We start from the raw sequence: 22,111 nt of genomic DNA on the forward strand, positions 1-22,111 counted from the left end.
GCATTCGGCAGACACTGCCTGTGGGCATGGGCCTCATTCCGCTGGGGCTCGCATTCGGCCTGCTTATTGCACAAACTGGCTTTAGCTGGTGGTGGGCACCCATCTTCTCCTTCGTGGTCTACGCGGGGTCGATGGAATTCCTCGCTGTCGGCCTGGTTATGGCGCATACGGGTCTGCTCGGCTGTGCCGTGACGTCCTTTATGGTCAACTTCCGCCACGTCTTCTACGGGCTGACGTTCCCACGCGACCGGATACAGTCTCGTCTCGGTCGCGCATACTCCACATACGCGCTTACCGACGAGTCGTATGCCATCGTCTCTGCAGCAAATCCGGCCGAAAAGATGTCGGGCCGCCGACTGTTGACAATTCAGATTCTCTGCCAGTTACTGTGGGTGGGCTCCGGCATTGTCGGGGCGCTAACCGGCGCAGCACTGCCCGAGGGTATCCGCGGTGCCGGGTTCGCACTGGTGGCGCTCTTTACGGTGCTGGCCATGGACGCGTTTGAGACTTCCAAGGATTGGTCACTGCCCCTGTCCGCTATCGTCTGCACGCTGGTGGGCTGGCTGATTAACCCGAACCAGATGCTGGTTATCGGGCTGCTGATGTACTTCGGTCTGCTGCTGTTGCGCGTGTGGTCACCGCGAGTGGATCGGGTGATGCGTATGACGTCGGCAAGCAATCAGCGTGTAACGGAGGGAGAGTGAGCATGACCGCGATGCCCGATTCCGGCTATGTGCTTGCCGCGCTCTTTGCGATGGGAGCGGTGACAGTTGCGCTGCGTGCGCTGCCGTTTGCGTTCGTGCGCACCCTGAAGGGCTCTCCCCTGTTCGAATTCCTCGGCACGACCATGCCGGTTGGAGTCATGGTGGCGCTGGTGGTTTACACCGTCTTTGGGCGGTTGGGGCTCAGCGGTGAGGGTGGCGACCCCGGCGCTACTTGGGCCGTGCCCGTAGCGCTGGTGGTCACCATTGGCCTGCACTGGTGGCGGCGCAACACCGTGATTTCAATTTTTGTAGGCACGGCGCTGTATATGGTCCTCGTGAACCTTGTCGCGTGAGGTGCGCTGTGTGGGCGCTGGGTGGGCGCTGGGTGGGACGGTGCCAGCAGACCAGCGACTAACGGCAGTGGCTAGAACTGCGCCGGTACCTGGCCTGTGAAGTTCGGCAGTCCCGGAATCTGCGGCAGCTGCGGGGATTCCGGCAGGTTCAGTAATTCCCCGAGATTCGGGCTCTCGGGCAGGTTCGGGACGCCTGGGATGTTCGGCAGGCTCGGGCTCTCGGGCAGGCCAGGCAGCGATGGGGTGCCCAGCGTGCCGTCGAAGGCATTCTGAACATCGCTGGTGTGAGTTTCCTTCGTGCCATAGGTGTTAGCAGCGACGCTGAAGTCAGGCCCAATGGATGCCGAGGCGTGAACGCTCTGGCGGTCATCGGACCAACCCCACTTTGTGCCAATAACACCAGGCAGCGTGGCGGTGCCGTAATCCTGACGGTAGCCATCCGCTGCCACAGGTGACGCGGTGCTCATAGCAACCAGCACCGGGTCAGAAGCGTTCTCACGCTTCTTGGCCTCCAGGAACTTCACAGTGTCCGCGCTGGACGTAGTTGAATTTCCCCAGTGATCTGCACCGTGGGTGTTGCTGAGGCCGTATTCACGCGCAGTGGCGTTGATGGAATCCGGGTAACGGCCATAGAGCTCACTGGCGATATTGTCATCGGAGTAGCGAATCATCTCTGTGGCCTTCGCCTTGTCCGCTTCGGTGCCATGTTTGAAGACGTAGTCCGCAATGTAGAGCTTGACAATTGAAAGCCCCGGACGAGCTTCATTCTCGTTCGCCGTACCGTAGTGCGCGCCACTTGGGGTGTGGCTAAAGCTAATCTGGGTTCGCCCCGGAGCATCAATAGTGCCCTGCGGAGTCAGTTTCGGCTGCGGAGCCGCAGCGACGTTTCCGGCTGCCAGCGGAAGGCTGGTGACAGCGATGACACCGGTAAGGCCCAGGCGAATTGTGCGGGAAGGCCGTGGAGTAAGGCGATGACGAGCGTTCATAACAAAAAACCAATCTACACGCGCAGGTGGCCGACGCGCTGCCAAGCTGGATCGTAAGCGGTATCGACGACGTGCTCTCCCTCGGTCCACGTCTCCGCAACAGCTCGCAGACCCGCCTCCGCATCAGATGCCGGGTCAATAAAGAAGTGCATCAGAGCCATGCCATCGGACTGCTCGGTTGCGACAAAAATACCCTTGTCCTCAGCGATGGCTTCAGCGGCAGCGGTATTGAACTCGGAGAGGGATTCCTTCGATTCGTCCGTCGGCAAGCCCTTGTCATCAATACTGCCGAGCATGAGCTGAATCAGTACATGCTGCGTCATAGTCGGGCTCACCAGCTGCGTAATCGGAGCGCGGGTGGCGACGACGAGCGGCTGGCCGTTGGCTTCGGCATCAATGGTGAGCCACTCTGGGCACTCTTCCGCGAGCTTCTCGACGACACCGCCCAGCTCCGGTAGCGGGATAGCACCTTCCGGCTGCTCGCCAGCGAAGGCAAAACCGCGCAGCCATAGGCCGAAGTCCTCCTCCCCCAGAGCCAGCTGCAGCAGCGTGAAACCGAGCTGAGCTACCAAGCGCTCACCGTCCTCCAACTGAGCAATTGCCGGGAACAGCGGGTGGAATAGGCGAACGTCCACTGCCCCATGACCACTGCTAACAGCCACGCGGGCATCTGCCGGATCGACCTCGGCCGGAGCATCGGCCTCGAGAGCACCCTGGGCAACCAACGTGGCCGCGACATCCCCCAGCGACAGCTTCATCGCCGGATCCGCCTGGCGGAGGTCGGTGAAAGACCACACCGCGCCGTCGTCAGGCGCGGCCTCCAGCCAACGGCGAGCGACCGGACGCAGCTCCGGGTCACCCGCAGCGCTAACAGTCAGAAGGTGGCGAGAATACGGAGCGCCAGCCTCAAACCCCCAGATGAGCCGGTCATTAATAGCGGCGATGCGGCCGCCGACCTCCTTCTGGACATCAATAATGTCCACATCGGCGGCGTTCGGGGCACCATCGATACCGAGCTGGACACTAAACATCGAGTCGAGCGCATCGGCACCAAAAGAGTTCCACCACGACCAGAACTCGTTGATTGCGGTCTCTTCTGCGGCGCGCTGTTCCGGGGAGAACGGAGCCGGATTCTCGTTAGCCATGCTGAATCTCACACTTTCGTTTGCTCGTTTAAAACCGAACCATATGTTGTGCGCCCCAGTATATGTGCCAAGCCGGATTCGCCCCTCGGGTCCATGCGCTAGACCGCGTTAAGCGGGTTGTGGCTCCGGCTCAGCTTCTGCTTCCTTGCCCCAGCGAGCGGCGTAGACCGCACAGATCATCAGCTGAATCTGGTGGAAAATCATCAGCGGCAAAATGTAGAGGCTGGCATCGGCACCGAAGATAACGGCAGCCATGGGCAGACCGGTAGCCAGGGACTTCTTCGAACCGCAGAACTGAATCGCAATGCGGTCCTTGCGGTCGAAGCCCATCTTTTTTGCGACGAATCCGGACAACCGCAAAACGAATTCCACCAGCACGACCGAAAGCACACACAGGATGACAATGTCTCCGACTGGCACTTTCGACCAAATGCCCTGCACCATGCCCTGGGAGAACGCGGCGTAGACAACCATCGCGATGGAAAGTCGGTCGACGTTCTTGGTCGTCTTCGCTGCGGCGAACTTGAAGGTCCAGCGACGAGTGAGCTGGCCGATTGCGAATGGCAGCAGCAACTGCAGCGAAATATCCAAGAATACCGACGAATCCACATGAACGCCGCCACCAGTGGCCATCAACAGCATCACCAGCACCGGTGTGACAACGATGCCCAGCAGGTTAGATGCCGAGGCGCTGACGATTGCGCCGGCGACATTGCCCTTGGCGATGGAGGTGAAGTTCACACTCGACTGCACCGTCGACGGTGCCAGCGTCATGTACAAAATGCCCAGGTAGAGGCCAGGCGAGAGAATCCAATCCAGGGGTTTCATCAGCAGGCCGAGGATTGGGAACAGCACGAATGTGAAAGCCAGAATGGTTATGTGCAGCCGCCAATGTTTAACACCGGCCAACGCATCTTGCGGGCTCAGGCGCGCGCCATAGAGGAAGAACAAGAAGCCAATGGCGATCTTTGTGGCCCAGCTGAAAACCTCAGCGGTAGTGCCGCTTGCAGGAAAAATAATCGCCAGTATCGCTGCAGCAACGATACCGACGATGAGGGGATCTGGACGCCAATTCACAATTCGTTGCCACATGGACAAATAGCTTAGTGGGCAACCAGATGTTGTCTTACTATTTTGCAGAAGCTTTTCTCTGCAATAATTTTCTTACTTCTTCTGCTCAGCTGCCTTGCGCAGCGCATCCTTGTCCACAGGCTTGAAAGTGGCATTCGCGGATGAGCCCTTGTCCGTGCACAGTCCTTCCAGGCCACAGGAGCTGCAGCCACCGGAGACACCGCAGTCAGCTGCCGGGTTGTCGGAGCAGCAGGCATCATCAGCTGCAGCGTCGGTGGCATCAGTGGCGGCGGAGCCACAGCCGCAGCCGCTGTCAGCGTCACCGCACCCACAACCGGAGCCGGACTCGGCGGAGACCTTGGCGTCGTAAAGCGCGATGGTGTGCGAGCCGATAGCCGCACCAATGCCGAGCATGGCGATACCGGCGAGCAGAGCGACGGCGTACCACAGCCACATCCAACCAGAGGCCTCCGGGCGGATGGCGAGGAAGCCGAGCATGGCGGCGCCGAGGAAAGCGACAGCGGACACAGCCCACGGCGGGCCGGCAACGCGGTGCGTAATATCCCAGTTTTCCTGGGACTTTCGAGCCTCAGGCGCACGAATTCCGATCCAGTTATTACCCGGCAGTTTCGCCGACCATGCCAAACCAGCGACAACGGCTATGCAAACAGCCAAAACTAGGGTAATTACAGGGATGACAATCATGCTTCCAATTTATATAGGTGGTTGAGCACGTGCCAAACGCACCTATTAGACTGTGAGACCATGACCAACAGCGAAAAGTCCTCGTCCTCGGCAGAAGCCACCGACTACCGCTACTCCCCCGAGCTGGCGACTCAGCTAGAGGGAAAGTGGCAGGCGTATTGGAAAGATAACGGCACCTTCTACGCCCCCAACCCGGTGGGCGATTTGGCAGCTGCCGACGGCTCGACTCCGCCGAAGGACAAGCTTTTCGTCCAGGACATGTTCCCGTACCCGTCCGGTGTCGGTCTGCACGTAGGCCACCCGCTGGGATACATCGCCACCGACGTCTTCGCGCGCTTCCACCGCATGCAGGGCGCAAACGTGCTGCACACCCTGGGCTACGACGCCTTCGGTCTGCCGGCGGAGCAGTTCGCAATCCAGACCGGTACGCACCCGCGCGTGACGACGGAAACGAATATCGCCAACATGGAGCGCCAGCTGGGCCGCCTGGGGCTTGGCCATGACCGCCGCCGTGTTTTCGCGACCACTGACCAGGACTACTACAAGTGGACGCAGTGGATTTTCCTGCAGATTTACAACGCCTGGTTCGATGAGGATCAGAACAAGGCCCGTCGCATCGATGAGCTGATTCCACTGTTGGAGTCGGGCGAGATGGCTACCAAGGACGGTCGCGTCTACGCTGAGCTCAGCGAGACCGAGCAACGCGAAGCCGTCGACGAGTTCCGCCTGGTTTACCAGTCGAATTCGATGGTCAACTGGTGCCCGGGCCTCGGCACTGTGCTGTCCAACGAGGAAGTGACCGCCGAAGGCCGTTCGGAGCGCGGTAACTTCCCGGTGTTCCGCAAGCGGCTGGGCCAGTGGATGATGCGCATCACCGCTTACGCTGATCGCCTGGTCGACGATCTGGAGCTGCTGGACTGGCCGGACAAGGTCAAGTCCATGCAGCGCAACTGGATTGGCCGCTCCCGCGGTGCCGAGGTCGACTTCACAGCCGAGGTCGGCCCGAAGGTCTCCACCAAGATCAGGGTCTTCACCACGCGCCCGGACACTCTCTTCGGAGCCTCCTACATGGTGCTCGCTCCTGAGCACGAGCTGGTGGATCAGCTGGTCGAAGCCGGCAGCGGTTCCTACGAGGGCGTGGATGAGCGCTGGACCTTCGGCAAGGAAACCCCAGCCGAGGCCGTCGCCGCTTACCGCGCCGCAATTGCCTCCAAGTCTGACCTGGAACGTCAGGAGAACAAGGAAAAGACCGGTGTCTTCCTGGGCGCTTGCGCCACCAACCCGGTCAGCGGCGAACAGGTGCCGGTATTCATTTCCGACTACGTTCTGATTGGTTACGGCACCGGTGCCATCATGGCTGTCCCGGCCCACGATGAGCGCGACTACGAGTTCGCCACTGCCTTCGGCCTGCCAATCCGCGAGGTCGTCGCAGGTGGTGACATTGCAAAGGAGGCGTACGTCGGTAACGGTACGTGCGTGAACTCCGCCAATGATTCCGGCCTGGACATCAATGGCCTGGACAAGGACACCGCCATCGCCACCGTCATTGAGTGGTTGGAGAAGGAAGGTGCTGGTCACGAGAAGGTCCAGTACAAGCTGCGCGACTGGCTATTCGCCCGCCAGCGCTACTGGGGCGAGCCCTTCCCCATCGTCTACGACGAGGACGGTCACGCCCACGCACTGCCCGAGACCATGCTTCCGGTCGAGCTGCCAGAGGTCGAGGACTACAAGCCGGTCACCTTCGACCCGGACGACGCCGACACCGAGCCAAAGGCTCCACTGGACAAGGCCACTGACTGGGTCAATGTCGAGCTCGATCTCGGCGATGGCAAGAAGAAGTACCGCCGTGACACCAACGTCATGCCGAACTGGGCAGGTTCCTCCTGGTACCAGCTGCGCTACATCGACCCGAACAACGCTGAGGAGTTCGTCGACCTGGAAAATGAGCGCTACTGGACCGGCCCCCGCCCAGAGACTCACGGTAAGGACGACCCAGGCGGCGTCGACCTCTACGTCGGTGGCGTCGAGCACGCAGTGCTGCACCTGCTCTACTCCCGCTTCTGGCACAAGGTTCTCTTCGACCTCGGCTACGTGACCTCCAAGGAGCCGTACCGCCGTCTGTTCAACCAGGGCTACATCCAGGCCTACGCCTACACCGATGCCCGTGGTGTCTACCAGCCAGCGGATCAGGTTGTTGAGCGCGATGGTAAGTTCCTCATCCCAGGCGGCGCCGAAGACGGCTCTGAACTGGAGGTTTTCCAGGAGTACGGCAAGATGGGCAAGTCCCTGAAGAACGCTGTCTCCCCCGACGAGGTCTGCGACAACTACGGCGCCGACACCCTGCGCGTCTACGAGATGGCCATGGGTCCGCTGGACACTTCCCGCCCGTGGGCGACGAAGGATTTGGTCGGCTCGCAGCGCTTCCTCCAGCGCACTTGGCGCCTGGTGGTCAATGAGGACTCCGGTGAGCTCGCCGTCACGGACGCAGCGCTTTCCGACGACGACCTCAAGGCCCTCAACCGCACCGTGGAAGGGGTTACCTCCGACTACGCAGAGCTGCGTGACAACACGGCCGTCGCAAAGCTCATTGAGTACGTCAACTACCTGACTAAGACCTACGGTTCGGCCGGTGCACCGCGCGCCGCCGTGGAGCCGCTGGCCCTCATGCTTGGTCCGGTCGCGCCGCATATCGCGGAGGAACTGTGGAGCCGCCTCGGCCACACCGAGTCCCTGGCACACGGCCCGTGGCCGGCAGTTGACGAGAAGTGGCTGGTCGACGACACCGTTGAGCTGCCGGTTCAGATCAACGGCAAGGTTCGCGCTCGCATTGACGTGGCTACCGATGCTTCCCGCGAGGACATCGAGGCCGTCGCGCGTGCCGACGAAAAGGTTGTCGCAGCTGTGGAGAATGCCGGTGGCAATATCGTGAAGGTCATTGTCGTTCCGGGCAAGATGGTCAACCTGGTTGTGAAGAAGTAGCCAGGGAGGCCAGTGCGTACAAGAAAGTGTCTGGGTTTATGTCAGTTTGAAGCCTAAAATCGGCTCGAATTTGACATAAACCCAGACACTTTCTCGCTTGAGACTTTCTCGCAAAAGCCTCAAGGGGTGGCGCCGAGGCTGGTCGCCTCTTACCCCTACTTAACGCCCAGAATCAGGACACCGAATGTGGAGAGCATCCACATCAAAGTGAAGGGCATGAGCACCCAGCACATAGCGAGCCACGCGCGCCAGTTGCGGAAGTTCTTCCACTCCACGTAGGTCTGCCAAAAGCCCAAAAGGCAGCCGACCAGGGAGATTACGCCCGGGACAACGGGGAAAAGGATCTCCCAAGTGCGGGAGCAGAGGAAGCTGGACTTACCCGCATCACAGGTGGGGCCACCGACGATGGCGCCAGCGATGCCAATAATGAGGCCCGCGAGCAGCGTCGTAAGAATCACACCCGCGGTGTAGATGTAGGCGCGCTTGCCGGAATACATCTTGCGCTCAAGCTCGTCGAAGATTTCATCCTCATTGCGCTCTGGTGTACTGCGTTTCGATGAATTATCCACCATCTGCTCCCCTCGCCTCTAAATGCCGTCTGATGTGCCTGCCATACTAGGCCGGAGTAATCAGCATTGGCACTGGGCTGTGGCGAACGATGTGGTTAGTCGACGAGCCGATGAAAATTCGCCCGAATGGGCCAAGAGTAGACGAACCCAAAACGAGCAAGTCTCCCTTTTTCCACTTGATGGACTGAATGGCCTCTTCCCAACCGTTGCCGGAGGCTACTTCCGTATCAATGGAAAGGTCTGGGTAACGGGTATGCGCGCGGTCGATACCGCGGTCGAGCAGGCCCATAGCCTGCTCGCGCCACTCAATCATCAGGTCAGAGGAGGGGCCGTAGCCGTTCTCCGTTGGGTACATGGTCGCACCACGAGGCGTAAACGAGACCAAACGCAGGGGAACTTCCCAGCGATATGCCAGGTCAGCAGCCTTATTCAATGCATGGTGGGACTGCGGGGTGTCAATGTAGCAAATGCTGACACGGGTCACACCGTGCTTAGAAAGCTTCGCACCCGGGATGGCCAGCCCCAACGGGATTGGCGAGTAATGCAGCAGCGCATCCGAGGTTGATCCCGCGGTAAAGCGACTGCGGTTCTTGGCGGCCCAGTCCTTGGTATTGCTTCGGCGGGTGCCAAGCAGAACCACATCGGCTTCGAATTCTTCGGCTTCGTTGCAGATAGTTGTGGATTCGCTGGAGGATTCGATGATCCGTACGGCATCGTCGTCAAGCATGCCCTTGCGCAGGCCAGCGAGCTTTAGCTCATCCTTGATGATTTTTTCAAGAGACTCGGTTTCGTGGGAAACCCAGGAGTCATTGGTGCTCAACCGAGCCAGTGAGGTCAGCGGCCAGCCGCGCGACAGTGCGCTGACAACGCGAATCTGCACCTTCGTGGTGCGAGCTAACCAAGCGGCGTAAGCAAGCGTTTCGGTGCCGTACTCGCCTGGACGCCACGCAATCATGATACGAAGCGGGCGGGAAGCCATCGCTAATCCTCCTGTGATTACTCAGAAATATCCAAGTGGTGCTTCTGGGTAGTAGCCTACGTGGATAGGCGGGCATATTTAAAACGGCACCGAGGAAGTGTAAAAGCTATGTATCCTGCCTGTGGGCTTAAAGGTGGCAGGACTAGCTGGAAAAGAGACTAGACGCTTGGGTTTGCCTTTGGGTGCTCCGGGTAGTTTTCGAGGATCTTGGACAGAATCGTCTCAAGACCAGCGCCAAATTCCAGCTCTTCCTGGGTCAGCGTGCTGAACATCTCAGCCATCTGCTGGTTGCGCTCTTCAGAAACGCGGTGCAGCTCTTCACGGCCACGGTCGGTCAGTTCAACGCGGACGCCACGGCGGTCTTTGCTGTCGCGGACGCGCTCCACCATGCCGGCGACCTCCAAGTGGTGCACGGCGTTGGAGGCGGTGGGCATGCGGATGGCCTCAGCCTCAGCCAATTGGCTGATACGGCAGGCACCCAGTGCCTCCAGGGTCATCATGATGGACAGCTGCGCGCGGCTGAGCTGGGATTCCGAGGAGCGGCGACTGTAGAGCAGCTCAGCGCGAGTCAGGAGAGGGCGAATGCGCTTAGCGAGCGACAGAGGAGTAACGGCATCAGGATTGCCAATCGAGCCCGAAGATAATGTCATAGCGACGATGTTATATGCGAACAGTGCTAGTTGCCAATACGAAATTTATTTGGGGTGCTATTTATTTTTCTACAACTGGTGATTTCGGCAATGAAATCACCAGGAATTTTCCACCAATCATCTAAAGTCCCAGTACGAAGCATTAAACCTATCTGCGTATAAGGTTTTTTCGGTGCTGGCAGAAACCCCCTAAAGTGTCACTTCCTCTGTACTTAGAACGTTGGCTTGGAGGTAGCCATGTGGCTACTCTCGCGAATACTTTCGGCTTGTGATATATCTCGCGGATCAATCCTCTCGGATGTATTGCTGTCAGCTTTACGACGACTGCAGCGCACGCATCCATGGCGGGGACGAGATGGGCGCAGCAGCGAGGAGGACGAGAAGGGCGTGGAAGGGACGCGGGGAGGATAGGGGAGAGAGAAGCACAAAAGCGCCAGCGGCTACCGCATGGGTAACCTTCTGGCGCTTTTCAAGGAACATGCTATCGGAGCTGCTCGCTTGTACTTTTGAGTGCCTATACCTTTTAGTCTTCGCCCTTGATGAACGCTTCGAGCTGTGCTCGCGCAACATCGTCGGCAAGCTGCTTCGGCGGGGACTTCATCAGGTAGGAAGAAGCGGCGTAGACCGGGCCGCCGATACCGCGATCCTTGGCGATTTTGGCTGCGCGAACAGCATCGATGATGATGCCAGCGGAGTTCGGGGAGTCCCAGACCTCGAGCTTGTACTCAAGGTTCAGTGGCACCTCGCCGAAGGCCTTGCCCTCGAGTCGGACGTAGGCCCACTTGCGGTCATCCAGCCAGTCCACCCAGTCCGACGGGCCGATGTGGACGTTGCGGTCGTCGATCTTGCCGGCCAGCGGACCGGTGAGATTGGAGGTGACAGCCTGGGTCTTGGAGATCTTCTTGGACTCGAGACGGTCGCGCTCGAGCATGTTCTTGAAGTCCATGTTGCCGCCGACGTTGAGCTGCAGGGTGCGCTCGAGGCGAACACCGCGGTCCTCAAATAGCTTGGCCATGACGCGGTGGGTGATGGTTGCGCCGACCTGGCTCTTGATGTCGTCGCCGACAATCGGAACGCCTGCGTCTTCAAACTTCTTGGCCCACTCCGGGTCGGAAGCGATGAAGACCGGCAGGGCGTTGACGAAGGCTACACCAGCGTCAATGGCGCACTGTGCGTAGAACTTGTCGGCCTGCTCGGAACCGACCGGCAGGTAGGAGACCAGGACATCGACCTTGGCGTCCTTCAGCGCCTGAACTACGTCGACCGGTTCAGCTGGGGATTCGTCGATGGTGTCCGCGTAGTACTTGCCAACGCCGTCCAGGGTCGGGCCGCGCTGAACCTCAACGCCGAGAGTCGGGACATCGGCGATCTTGATGGTGCAGTTTTCGGAGGAAACAATGGCCTCGGAGAGGTCCTTGCCGACCTTTTTGTCGTCAACATCGAAAGCTGCGACGAATTCGACATCGGAGACGTGGTAGTCGCCGAAGACGACGTGCATGAGGCCAGGAATGGTCTCATCGGGCTTTGCATCGCGGTAGAACTCGACACCCTGCACCAGGGAGGAGGCGCAGTTGCCGACGCCGACGATAGCGACGCGAATTGAACTCATTTGGTAATTCTCCTTGAAACTATGTGCTCGGAGGCTTTGACCTCGCGCCGGGAACTCGCATCAGGACCTAGCATCAGGACCCCGCACCAGGACCTTGCGCCAGCAGTGCGGCCGTGAGTGGGTGCACGCATTGAGGTAACGAGCGTGACGTTATACCTTTATGCGTTTTTTGCCGATGCCCGAACCGTGAGGGGGCATGTGTTTACCGATAAAGCGGGGGTGAAATCAGCCCGCACGCGCCTGCTAATCTGTCTTCGTGATGACATGGCAGGGCGAGATTGATCACTCCTTGCTCAAGAAGCAGTTATTGGAGCAGTGGCGTGCAGGGGAGATTTCACGAAAATCACTCTGTGATGCCGATGCTCGGCTGGTCGCTGCCGCGCGTTTTCACGGCAGAAAGTCCCAGGAAGAGTGCCCAGTATGTCGCAAATTCGACCTCCGACTCGTATTCTGGGTGTTCGGAGAAAACTTGGGCCGTCGTTCCGGCTCTGCTTGTACTGAAAACGAATTATCCGCAATAGTTAATGAATATGGTTCGTGCACCGTCAAAGAAGTTGAGGTGTGCCCCGACTGCAAGTGGAGTTTCCTGACCCGGACACTTCAGGCAGCTCGAGAAGAGTCAGAAAACTAGGGAGAGCACCCGTGAGCAATGATCGACCCGATAGCCCAGGCGGTCCTAACAGCCCTCACGAGGGCCAGGGTTCTAATTCATCAGGCGAGTGGTGGGATCAGCCGGATGCTGATTCCTTGAATACGCACGCACGCTCCGATGACGCATCGCTTGACGACGATTCCAGCGACAGCATTGATGCTGTTTCGGTCGGTGGCAGGGACGAGGGTCTGGCTACCGATTCAGAGATGACGTCGGCAAGCGAGCCGGACCCGGCGAAGGGGCAGTACGCCCCCGATGACCATGAACCAGATGACCATGAAGAGGAAAGCTCGATGGCGCAAGAAGAACAGCCGACTGATAATAAGCGGCGAATTTTAGCGTGGCTCGGTCTAGCCGTGGCGTTGGTCGTGCTGTTGCCGGTAGTTGTGTTCGGTGTTGCTTATGCGACAACGGACGTGCCGGAGCCAGAGGAGTTGGCCAATAGCCAGATTGCGGTGATTTATGACCGTACTGGTGAAAAGGAAATCACGCGCATCGTCCCCGAGGGCGGTAACCGAAGCAACATCACTATCGACAAGGTGCCGGATGCTGTACGCAATGCAGTGCTGGCAGCTGAGGATCGTGATTTCTATACCAACCCGGGTTTCTCCTTGACTGGTTATGCCCGTGCGGCTCTGGGAGTCGTGACTGGTAATTCCAGTGCCGGTGGCGGCTCGACCATTACGCAGCAGTACGTCAAGAATGCTGTGGTGGGCAATGAGCGCACGCTGACCCGTAAGGCCAAGGAACTGGTCATGTCGGCGAAGATGGCGCGGGAGTGGACTAAGGACGAAATCCTTGAGGCCTACCTCAACACGATTTACTTTGGTCGTAACGCATACGGTATCGCGGCAGCGTCGAAGGCCTACTTCGGTAAGGAAGTCGGTGAGCTGAATGCCGAAGAGGGTGCCGTGCTGGCAGCCTCGATTCAGCGTCCATCTGCACTGGATCCGTGGACTAACCGCCCGGAGGCTGAGCAGCGTTGGAACTACGTCCTCGATGGCCTGGTGGAGATGAACATCGTCTCGCCGCAGGACCGCGCGGGAATGCAGTACCCGGAGACCATCGATCCGGCGTTGGCGCCGAAGCAGGCTCCGGAGCCCGGCCCGGCTGCCATGATTAAGAATCAGGTGCTGGCTGAGTTGGAGCGCGAAGGTATCTCCGAGCAGGAGGTCAACACTGGCGGCCTTCGCATTACGACGACCATTGACCCGACGGTGCAGCAGGCTGCCCTGGATGCGATGGAAAACTACGTCGATCAGTCAACGGGTTTGCGTGCCGCCATCGTTTCGGTGGAGCCGAAGACCGGTGCTGTCCGCGCTTACTACGGCGGCGACGATCCGACTGGTTGGGACTACGCGAACAGCGGTCTGCAGACTGGTTCTACTTTCAAGATTTTTGCGCTGGCAGCAGCGCTCGATCAGGGCATTCCGCTGACCGCGCAGTACTCTTCGGCACCTGTCCAGTCCGGTAACGCCACTCTGTACAACTCCGGTGGTGCCGGCGGTGGTGTCCTCCCGATTTACGAGTCCCTGAAGCAGTCACTGAACACCCCGTTTATTCGCCTGCAGCGCGACCTGAAGAATGGCCCGGATGACACCGCCAAGATGGCCCATCGTCTGGGCGTGGCCGAGTCCATCCCGGGCATTGAAAAGACTCTGATGGATGACAACGGTCACTCGCAGGACGGTATTACCTTGGGTCAGTACCTCTCACGTCCGCTGGATATGGCCGTTGGTCTGGCTACTCTGACCAACGATGGCGTCTATCATCAGACTCACTTCGTCGAGAAGGTCGAAAACTCCAAGGGAGAGATTGTTTACGAGTCCAACGCTGACAAGGGCGATCGTCGAGTTTCCAAGGCAGTGGCCACCAATGTGATATCGGCTATGGAGCCTGTTGCCGGCTACAGCAACAAGCCTTTGAGCGGTGGTCGCCCGTCGGCCGCCAAGACCGGTACTACGCAGTTGGGTGACACCGGCCAGAACAAGGATGCGTGGATGATTGGTTCGACGCCTCAGCTGTCGACTGCAGTGTGGGTTGGCAACGTCGATGGTTCGGCGCTCTACAACGCCTACGGTGGCATCATGTACGGTGCCCAAACCCCGGGCGATCTGTGGAAGTACACCATGGATAACGCACTGTCTAACGAGGACTTTGAGTACTTCACCAAGCCGGAACCAATCGGTGGTGTCGCAGGTGCGCCGCAGTACCAGGCGCCGTCGACCTCTGACTCTGGCTATGACCAGGGCTATGCCCCGGAGACCACAGAAGAGGAGTCGGCCGAGGAGTCGACCTCTGAGTCCTCCGAGGAGCAGCCTGCACCGCTTCCGGTTCCGGGTGGCGATGGCGGCGGCGGTGGCGGCGGAATCGCTGACCTACTGCCCATCCCGATTCCGGGAGGCGGTGGTTTCGGCGGTGGCAATGAAGGCGGCGGAGACACCGGTAACCCTGGAGGTGGACAGTAAGTGGACACGTGGGTGATTTTCACCATCGTCTGCGTCGCGATTGGCTTCCTGATGTTCGGCACGGCCTTTTGGGGCTTCATGCAGAAGTGGAAACCGGCAATCATTTGGGCTCTGTGTCTGGCAGCTTTCCTATTCGCGACAGTCATTCCGGTGATTATTGCGTTGGCACATGCTTCCTCGACATCAATATAGGACGCAGGCCAGGTAGTCAGCTGCTAGAGCGCTAACTGCCCACAAAGCACGCGACAACTTCACAATTCAAAGAGACGCACGCAGTAGCTCTGTGTGCGTCTCTTTCTATTCGGCGCCACGACGCCGCTTGCCAGTACTGCTTGCCGACGGCGCCTGCGATTAGGACATATACCTCTGCCTGCGGTACCCTGGCAGGGTTGCTTGACGCAACGATCCTCCTGCTGCATAGCGGTTGGCATGAAAGACAGTGCCAGCGCACCACGCTGTGTAGCCGAAATACAAGAACTAGACCATAGGAGGTGATGAGGTCCGTGCGTCACTACGAAGTAATGATTATTATCGATCCGTCTCAGGATGAGCGCACCGTAGGCCCGTCCCTGGAGAAGTACCTCGACGTTGTCCGCAAGGAGAACGGCAAGGTGGAGAAGGTGGACATCTGGGGTAAGCGCCACCTCGCCTACCCGATCGAGAAGAAGGAAGACGGCATCTACGTTGTCGTCGACCTCACCTGCGAGTCCGCAACCGTGCTGGAACTCGACCGTCGTCTGAATCTGAACGACAGCATCCTGCGCACCAAGGTGCTGCGGGTTGATCGTTAATCTGCGTCATATTTGCGTATCCAGAGTGCTCGAATGGGGCACACCGGTAATGCGAAAGCCGTAGGATAGCGGGCGAAAGCCCCATCATCAGCTCGACAGAATACAACCGAGGAGAAGAAGCATGGCTCAGGGAGACGTACAAATCACAGTGGTTGGCAACCTGGTTGCTGACCCGGAGCTTAAGTACACCCAGAACGGCACCGCCGTCGCGAACTTCCGCGTCGCGTCGACTCCGCGGGTGTACCGAGATGGCCAGTGGGTTGACGGCGAGGGCATGTTCCTCACCTGCAGCCTGTGGCGTGAGGCAGCGGAGAACGCTGTCGAAAGTCTCTCCAAGGGCATGCGCGTCATCGTCCAGGGTCGTCTGCGCCAGCGCAGTTACGAGACCCGCGAGGGCGAGCGTCGTACCGTCTTTGAGGTTGAGGTCGATGAGGTGGGTCCGTCCCTGAAGTTCGCTCGAGCTCAGGTCACGCGCACTCCACGCAACGGCGGTGGAAACTTTGGCGGCGGTAACCGCGGCCAGGGTGGAAATGCCGGTGGTGGTTTCGGCGGTGGCTTTGGTGGAAACCAGGGCAACCAGGGTGGACAGAGCGATCGCGGTTTTGGTGGTGGAGCTCCTGCGGAAGATCCGTGGAACTCAGCTCCTCCGGCCGGTGGCGGCTTCGGCGGCGATGAGCCTCCGTTCTAAGCTCCTTCCAGCCACGGCACTACGTGACTAGTTTGCAGCAGATTTAGCATCCACAATTCTCATAATCTTTTAAAGACATATCCAGCGAAAGGCAGGGATCATGAAGCTGATCCTCACCGCCGACGTTGACAAGCTCGGTGTCGCAGGCGACATCGTTGAGGTCAAGGCCGGCTACGGACGTAACTACCTGCTTCCTCGCGGACTGGCAATTGTTGCCACCCGCGGCGCAGAAAAGCAGATCGAGGGCATTCGTCGTGCCCAGGAGGCTCGCGCTATCCGCGACCTCGACCATGCACGTGAAGTCAAGCAGAAGATTGATTCGCTCGACAACGTCTCCGTTGCTGTGAAGGCTTCGGAAAATGGCAAGCTGTTCGGTTCTGTCACCAAGGGTGACATCGCCGATGCAGTTCGTAAGGCTTCCGGTCAGGCTATCGACAAGCGCGCAGTCGTGCTTGCTCCGAGCCAGATCAAGTCCCTTGGTAAGCACACCGTTGACATCGCGCTGCACCCGCAGATTACCGCGCATGTTTCCGTACAGGTCGTCGCCGCGTAAGTTCGCGGTTTAGAGTTTTTACTTTGACGGCGGCTGACGAGCACCGCGTTTAAAGACTGCGCGGGCTCTGAGGCCCAATGACAACAGCACACGTGAAGCTCTGATCTTTCGTAGTGAAAGGTCGGGGCTTTTCGTGGTTTAAGGCCGGTTTAAAGCCTTTTACGCAGGTGCTGGAAAGAGCGTCTACAACTTGTCCACAGGCTAACGATGATTGCTGTGGATAAACCTGTGAGTAACTTGCCTGGCTGCCGTGGATAACTTTTCTGGAGAGCGCGAGATTTTTATTAATTCATCGTTAATAATCTCCGCATGAGCAGCATCGATGCTAAAGAGGTAACAGAGGATTACATTTGTGCAGGATTAAGGCAGATACGCACTGACCTGCGTAGATAGAATATTTTCGGGTTGAAACTCCGCTACCCCCTTTAACATTCAAGCGGCGGTTTAGGGTTACGGACCGTTCACCTGGACTTTTCTTGATTGTGCACATGTTCTCCCCAGGCTTGTCCACAGGTGCTGTGGATAACTTCGGGGATAAACCCCGTAGAAGATTGTTTTCTAGGGCCTCCAAGGGTACTTTTACAGGTCCGTCAATCCGCTCGAACAGGTATAACTGCGGTAGGTAGTCAGGTGTCCAGTGCTGGCGGTCGGAACAGACATATTGAGTGTGATGGTCAGTCAGCAACAGGGTTGAAAAGGCACCTAAGTGGTCCAGAAGGGGAGGAGCTGCTCACGATGAGTCAGCCTGTAGGTGATGGTGGTCATTCAGGAGCAGGGGACGAGGCGTCGTCCTACTCGGTAAATTCCCACGATGATTCCTTCGATGACGTTCCGCTGCCCCCGGAACCGCCGGTAGAGGATGCGCCACCGGAGGAGTATTCCTTCTCGCAGAGCTCGGGCAACGGATCGTCGGCAAGCGGATCTGGGGCGCGGGACTGGGAGCGAGACCGTGGTCGTGGCGCTCGTGCGAGTGCGGTCGCGGGCGCGACTTTTGAGCGCACCCCGCCGCACAATATCGAGGCGGAGCAGAGTGTGCTCGGCGCGATGCTGCTGAACTCAGAGGTCGTCGCGGATGTGTACGAGCAGCTGACGCCGGAGGATTTCTACCGGCCAGCGCACCAGACGATTTACTCGGCGATTTTGCACCTCTACGGTGAGTCCTCGGAGATCGACCCCATTTTGCTGGCAGGTCGTCTGGATCGAACTGGAGACCTGGAGCGTATCGGTGGTCCGCTGTACCTGCACACCTTGGCCTCCCTGGTGCCAACGGCGGCGAATGCGCAGTTCTATGCCCGCATTGTTGCGGAGAAGGCGACAATCCGTCGCCTGGTCGAGGCCGGCACGAAAATCGCCCAGATTGGCTATGCGGGCGCGGAGGACACGGAGCCGGAGCAGCTGGTGGATGAGGCGCAGCAGCTCATCTTCAGCGTTGGACGTGAGAACACGAAGAATGACTACGTTCCCATCGCCGATGTCCTGGATGACACGCTGGAGGAACTGGATCTTATTACCCAAAACGGCGGCCTGGCGCAGGGTGTGCCGACGGGGATTACCAATCTGGACAAGCTGACAAATGGCCTTCACCCAGGTCAGATGGTGATTATTGCGGCTCGTCCGGGTGTGGGTAAGTCCACGCTTGCAATGGACTTCATGCGTTCGGCATCGATTCGCAACGGCATGACCAGCGCAATTTTCTCGTTGGAAATGTCGCGCAACGAAATCATGATGCGCATCATGTCCGCAGAGGCGAAGATCAACATGGCATCTTTGCGCTCCGGTGACCTGGATGAGCGGGACTGGACAAAGCTGGTCGAGGTCGGCGACAAGATTCGTGATGCTCCGCTGTTTATTGATGACTCGCCGAACCTGACCATGATGGAAATTCGCGCGAAGGCACGTCAGCTGAAGCAGAAGCACGATCTGAAGATGATTGTGGTCGACTACCTGCAGCTGATGAGCTCGGGTAAAAAAGTCGAGTCCAGGCAGCAAGAGGTCTCGGAGTTCTCCCGTCAGCTCAAGTTGTTGGCGAAGGAGCTCGAGGTACCGCTGATTGCAATTTCGCAGCTGAATCGTGGTCCGGAAGCTCGCACAGATAAGAAGCCACAGGTCTCGGACCTGCGTGAGTCGGGTTCGCTGGAGCAGGATGCCGATATTGTCATGCTGATTTACCGGCCGGACTCGCAGGAGGCTGACCATGAACGTGCTGGTGAGGCGGATATTATCGTCGCAAAGCACCGTGGTGGACCGACCGGAAGCATTGCTGTGGCCCACCAGCTGCACTACTCCAGGTTCGCCAACCTGGCGGAGGAGCCCAGCGGTTCTCTCTAGGTGCCTGGCCTAGCCACCCAGAATTAGTGCAATCCGGGTGGCTAGGTAAGGTGAGTGACAGTCAATGGGGCGAGTTTTCGTGCGTTGATGGTTTTGAAGGTTTTGAGGGTTACGCGGAGTCGTCGGGAAGCGGGGAAGCACTATGTCACCAACTGCCGCTCCCGTGGCAGCGGAGGCCAAAGCGAAAAGGCAGAAGAGCGCGCCGAAACAGCGCGTCGGCTGGGTAGATGCGGCCAAGGGGCTGTGCATTCTTTTAGTTGTGCTTGGCCATGCCATCACAGAGCTGCAAGCGCACGGTTACTACACGGCGCAGTGGGCGGGGATTAACTTCTTCCTCGGACCAATCCGTATGCCGCTGTTTTTCCTGCTATCTGGGCTGTTCGCCGGCAAGGCACTCAAGGAGTCGTGGCATAAGTTAGCCAATCGCCGAATCTGGGTGATGGTCTATCTCTACGTGATTTGGGTTCCACTGCGTGACTTCGTGCTTTTCCTCATGCCGTATACGCACGTGGATGCCGATGGCATAGTGTCTCCGCCGCCGATTACGGACCACAGCGCGTGGGGGCCGCGAATTTACAACACGCTTCACGCGATCATCGAACCAACTTCCTACCTGTGGTTCCTGTGGGCGCTGGCGCTGTTTGCAATTCTCACACGAGCATTCCGCTGGGTACATCCGGTGATTCAGCTCATCGTTACAGGCCTCATTAGTGCATGGGCACCTTTTGCCTCGTCCAGCTGGTCGTGGGACTTCGTCAGCAAAATGCTGTTCTTCTACGTGCTGGGCATGTACGGTGCGCCCTGGATCTTCCGGATGGCCCAGCGTCGCAGCGGCCTCTCACTGCTAGTGACGCTGACGGCGTTCCTGTCGGTGGCAATTTGGGTGCAGGCGACCTACTCGAGCTTTAACGAAGGCAACGTCGGCTTCACCCGCGTGTACCTGTCCACCACTGGCGCACTGGCTGCAATCAATGTCATGGCGATGCTGCAGAACACTCGCCTAGTTGTGCCCTTTGAAAAGGTTGGCGGCCGAACGCTGCCTATCTTCCTCATGCACATTCCAATGTTGGTCGTGGTCATGATTATTTGTGACCTCATCCTGCCGAAGGACCCACACTTGGTCATCATGACGCCGCTGGTGACTATCATTGCGGCGATGCTGTGCCTTGGTCTGCACAGGTTGCTGCTTGCCATCGGTGCCGGGTGGCTCTTTGTCCGTCCTGCGTGGGTAGTGCGCATGACTACGCCGGGACAGCGTGCCCTTCAGCGCAGCCAGAATCCTTCCTCCCTGCCTGAAGGCGAGACTCCGCGTCAGCCGAAGAGCGAACCTGCTTCCTAATTCAGCTCAACAAGGCGGTAGCGTGGAACCGAGAGCCGGTCAGGCGGCAGAAGTGACACAGAGAATAGCCATGAAGAAATGAGAAAGCCATGCGTCTAGCAACGTTGCGATACCAGGGTGCAACCCGCGCCGCTGTTCTCGGTGACGGCGTAGCGGTCCTTTTTGATGACCACTGTCTCGGAGATGTGTTAGCGCGGCCAACGTGGCGTCGTGAAGCGGAAGAACTCTTGGCGGAGGCGGGGAACAACCCTGACAACGTCATGGCGGAGAGCGCGTGGGCGTTCGCACCGCTAATCACGCGGCCGGGCAAGATCGTCTGCGTCGGCTTGAACTATGCCGCGCACATCGACGAGATGGGGCACCAGCGCCCCGAGGTGCCAACGTTATTCGCGAAGTTTGCCGATGCCGTTGCCGGTGCGAAGGATGATATCCGAGTGCCGGAGGCCTGCGCGGAGAAGCTCGATTACGAAGGCGAGCTCGCGGTTATCGTCGGCGAGACCTGCTTGCGGGTGTCGGAGGAGCAGGCACAGGACGCTATCGCTGGGTACGCGATTATGAATGACTTCACCCAGCGCGATTTCCAGTACGCCACCGCGCAGTGGCTACAGGGGAAGACGTTGCAGCGCGCCAGTGCTTTCGGGCCGTGGATGCTCACGGCCGATGCTTTCGATGCGGACTCCGCGCGGGTGCGCACATATGTCGACGGAGAACTGCGCCAGGATGCCCCGATTGCGGACCTTGTATTCTCCCCGGCGAAGCTAATCGCCTACATCTCACAGTTCGTGCAGCTGAACCCGGGCGATGTCATCTCCACGGGAACGCCGGCGGGTGTTGGCCACGGCATGAGCCCGCAGACCTACCTTCAGGATGGTCAGGAAATGGTCATCACCATCGATGGCCTGGGTAAACAGGCCAATACTGTCCGCATCAACCACTAGCACGCGCCGCTTTACGACGTCCCCGCAAACCCGGCGGGAATGAATCGACCCCCGCGTGCGTTGTGGGAGACTAACGGGTAAAAACCTACGTAAAGAACCTGAAGTTAGAACACGACGTTAAAGAGTAAGAGGAGTTAGACCCATGGCAACTGTTGATATTACGAACGAGACTTTCGCTGAGACTATTCAGAACAACGACATTGTGCTCGTTGATGCCTGGGCATCCTGGTGCGGTCCGTGCCGCCAGTTCGCCCCGATTTATGAGAAGGCTTCGGAGAAGCACTCAGAGGTAGTGTTCGCAAAGCTGGACACCGATGCCAACCAGGAGGTTTCGGCCGCCCTGGGCATTCAGTCGATTCCGACGCTGTTTGTTTTCCGCGAGGGAATTCTGCTGTTCCAGCACTCTGGCGTGCTGCCGGAGGCCGCTCTGAGCGATCTGGTTGGCCAGGCTTCGGAGCTGAACATGGATGATGTCCGTGCGCAGATTGCCGAGCAGGCCGCACAGGATAGCGCTACCGAGTAAACTCTGCGGTTCAGCCCGCATACTGTGCGTTTTCCAACTTGGAGCACTGCCGCATAAGCCCCCGCGCCTGAAATAGCCCTC

The 22,111-nt window shown here is 58.8% G+C and carries 22 protein-coding genes; 13 read left to right on the forward strand and 9 right to left on the reverse strand.

Annotated features, from left to right (window positions below; translation table 11 throughout):
* The first annotated feature begins 26 nt into the window (after positions 1–26).
* Together NQ014_RS06190 and NQ014_RS06195 are read left to right on the forward strand one after the other, a co-directional pair.
* Positions 27–704, forward strand: coding sequence for an AzlC family ABC transporter permease (locus tag NQ014_RS06190; RefSeq protein WP_257074331.1), 678 nt, complete (start codon positions 27–29; stop codon positions 702–704).
* Between the two features lie 2 nt (positions 705–706).
* A complete protein-coding gene (locus NQ014_RS06195) occupies positions 707–1,057 on the forward strand; it encodes a branched-chain amino acid transporter permease (RefSeq protein WP_257074295.1) in 351 nt (116 codons plus the stop codon).
* A 71-nt stretch (positions 1,058–1,128) separates the two neighbouring features.
* Here the strand turns inward: NQ014_RS06195 and NQ014_RS06200 are convergent, their stop codons facing one another.
* From NQ014_RS06200 to NQ014_RS06215, 4 genes are all read right to left on the reverse strand, one after another.
* Positions 1,129–2,043, reverse strand: coding sequence for a hypothetical protein (locus NQ014_RS06200; RefSeq protein ID WP_257074297.1), 915 nt, complete (start codon positions 2,041–2,043; stop codon positions 1,129–1,131).
* A gap of 14 nt (positions 2,044–2,057) precedes the next feature.
* Positions 2,058–3,188 carry a DUF695 domain-containing protein gene (locus NQ014_RS06205; protein ID WP_257074299.1) on the reverse strand — a complete coding sequence of 377 codons (1,131 nt, stop codon included), beginning with the start codon at positions 3,186–3,188 and terminating at the stop codon, positions 2,058–2,060.
* A gap of 108 nt (positions 3,189–3,296) precedes the next feature.
* The gene (locus NQ014_RS06210; RefSeq protein ID WP_257074300.1) at positions 3,297–4,280 is read right to left on the reverse strand and encodes a bile acid:sodium symporter family protein; all 984 of its coding nucleotides are present in this window, start codon (positions 4,278–4,280) and stop codon (positions 3,297–3,299) included.
* A 72-nt stretch (positions 4,281–4,352) separates the two neighbouring features.
* Entirely contained in the window at positions 4,353–4,964 is a 612-nt protein-coding gene (locus NQ014_RS06215; protein WP_257074304.1) for an SdpI family protein, read from the reverse strand.
* Positions 4,965–5,024: 60 nt separating this feature from the next.
* Between NQ014_RS06215 and leuS the strand changes: the two genes are divergently transcribed.
* Entirely contained in the window at positions 5,025–7,943 is a 2,919-nt protein-coding gene (gene leuS / locus NQ014_RS06220; protein WP_257074305.1) for a leucine--tRNA ligase, read from the forward strand.
* A 155-nt stretch (positions 7,944–8,098) separates the two neighbouring features.
* Here leuS and NQ014_RS06225 read toward each other — a convergent pair whose 3' ends face one another.
* The 5 genes from NQ014_RS06225 to NQ014_RS06245 all read right to left on the reverse strand — a co-directional run bounded on the left by NQ014_RS06225 (position 8,099) and on the right by NQ014_RS06245 (position 11,750).
* Positions 8,099–8,515 carry a hypothetical protein gene (locus tag NQ014_RS06225; protein ID WP_257074306.1) on the reverse strand — a complete coding sequence of 139 codons (417 nt, stop codon included), beginning with the start codon at positions 8,513–8,515 and terminating at the stop codon, positions 8,099–8,101.
* Positions 8,516–8,558: 43 nt separating this feature from the next.
* Positions 8,559–9,491 (reverse strand): universal stress protein, encoded by a 933-nt coding sequence (locus NQ014_RS06230; protein ID WP_257074307.1) that lies wholly within the window; start codon positions 9,489–9,491, stop codon positions 8,559–8,561.
* A gap of 158 nt (positions 9,492–9,649) precedes the next feature.
* Positions 9,650–10,141: a MarR family winged helix-turn-helix transcriptional regulator gene (locus NQ014_RS06235; RefSeq protein WP_005511929.1), complete on the reverse strand. Its 492-nt coding sequence runs from the start codon at positions 10,139–10,141 to the stop codon at positions 9,650–9,652.
* 315 nt (positions 10,142–10,456) lie between these two features.
* Positions 10,457–10,621 (reverse strand): hypothetical protein, encoded by a 165-nt coding sequence (locus NQ014_RS06240; protein ID WP_257074308.1) that lies wholly within the window; start codon positions 10,619–10,621, stop codon positions 10,457–10,459.
* Between the two features lie 43 nt (positions 10,622–10,664).
* On the reverse strand, positions 10,665–11,750 hold the full coding sequence (locus tag NQ014_RS06245; protein WP_016421706.1) for an inositol-3-phosphate synthase: 1,086 nt from the start codon (positions 11,748–11,750) through the stop codon (positions 10,665–10,667).
* A gap of 259 nt (positions 11,751–12,009) precedes the next feature.
* On the opposite strand from NQ014_RS06245, the gene NQ014_RS06250 reads away from it, so the two are divergent.
* From NQ014_RS06250 to trxA, 10 genes are all read left to right on the forward strand, one after another.
* The gene (locus NQ014_RS06250) at positions 12,010–12,381 is read left to right on the forward strand and encodes a DUF5318 family protein (RefSeq protein ID WP_224783765.1); all 372 of its coding nucleotides are present in this window, start codon (positions 12,010–12,012) and stop codon (positions 12,379–12,381) included.
* An 11-nt stretch (positions 12,382–12,392) separates the two neighbouring features.
* A complete protein-coding gene (locus NQ014_RS06255; protein ID WP_257074310.1) occupies positions 12,393–14,870 on the forward strand; it encodes a transglycosylase domain-containing protein in 2,478 nt (825 codons plus the stop codon).
* Complete coding sequence (locus NQ014_RS06260) at positions 14,871–15,062, forward strand: hypothetical protein (protein WP_257074311.1); 192 nt, start codon at positions 14,871–14,873, stop codon at positions 15,060–15,062.
* 311 nt (positions 15,063–15,373) lie between these two features.
* Positions 15,374–15,661 (forward strand): 30S ribosomal protein S6, encoded by a 288-nt coding sequence (rpsF, locus tag NQ014_RS06265; RefSeq protein WP_005511978.1) that lies wholly within the window; start codon positions 15,374–15,376, stop codon positions 15,659–15,661.
* A 121-nt stretch (positions 15,662–15,782) separates the two neighbouring features.
* A complete protein-coding gene (locus NQ014_RS06270; protein ID WP_005511984.1) occupies positions 15,783–16,349 on the forward strand; it encodes a single-stranded DNA-binding protein in 567 nt (188 codons plus the stop codon).
* Between the two features lie 100 nt (positions 16,350–16,449).
* A complete protein-coding gene (rplI, locus tag NQ014_RS06275; RefSeq protein WP_005511982.1) occupies positions 16,450–16,902 on the forward strand; it encodes a 50S ribosomal protein L9 in 453 nt (150 codons plus the stop codon).
* A gap of 735 nt (positions 16,903–17,637) precedes the next feature.
* Complete coding sequence (gene dnaB, locus NQ014_RS06280) at positions 17,638–19,230, forward strand: replicative DNA helicase (protein ID WP_049170075.1); 1,593 nt, start codon at positions 17,638–17,640, stop codon at positions 19,228–19,230.
* 142 nt (positions 19,231–19,372) lie between these two features.
* Positions 19,373–20,569 carry an acyltransferase family protein gene (locus NQ014_RS06285; RefSeq protein ID WP_257074317.1) on the forward strand — a complete coding sequence of 399 codons (1,197 nt, stop codon included), beginning with the start codon at positions 19,373–19,375 and terminating at the stop codon, positions 20,567–20,569.
* 89 nt (positions 20,570–20,658) lie between these two features.
* The gene (locus NQ014_RS06290; RefSeq protein WP_016421701.1) at positions 20,659–21,507 is read left to right on the forward strand and encodes a fumarylacetoacetate hydrolase family protein; all 849 of its coding nucleotides are present in this window, start codon (positions 20,659–20,661) and stop codon (positions 21,505–21,507) included.
* Positions 21,508–21,649: 142 nt separating this feature from the next.
* Positions 21,650–22,030 (forward strand): thioredoxin, encoded by a 381-nt coding sequence (trxA, locus tag NQ014_RS06295; protein WP_016421700.1) that lies wholly within the window; start codon positions 21,650–21,652, stop codon positions 22,028–22,030.
* The last annotated feature ends 81 nt before the right edge of the window (positions 22,031–22,111 follow it).

This window comes from Corynebacterium sp. 5QC2CO (assembly GCF_024580435.1).
In the GTDB taxonomy this organism is placed as follows: Bacteria; Actinomycetota; Actinomycetes; order Mycobacteriales; family Mycobacteriaceae; genus Corynebacterium; species Corynebacterium jeikeium_D.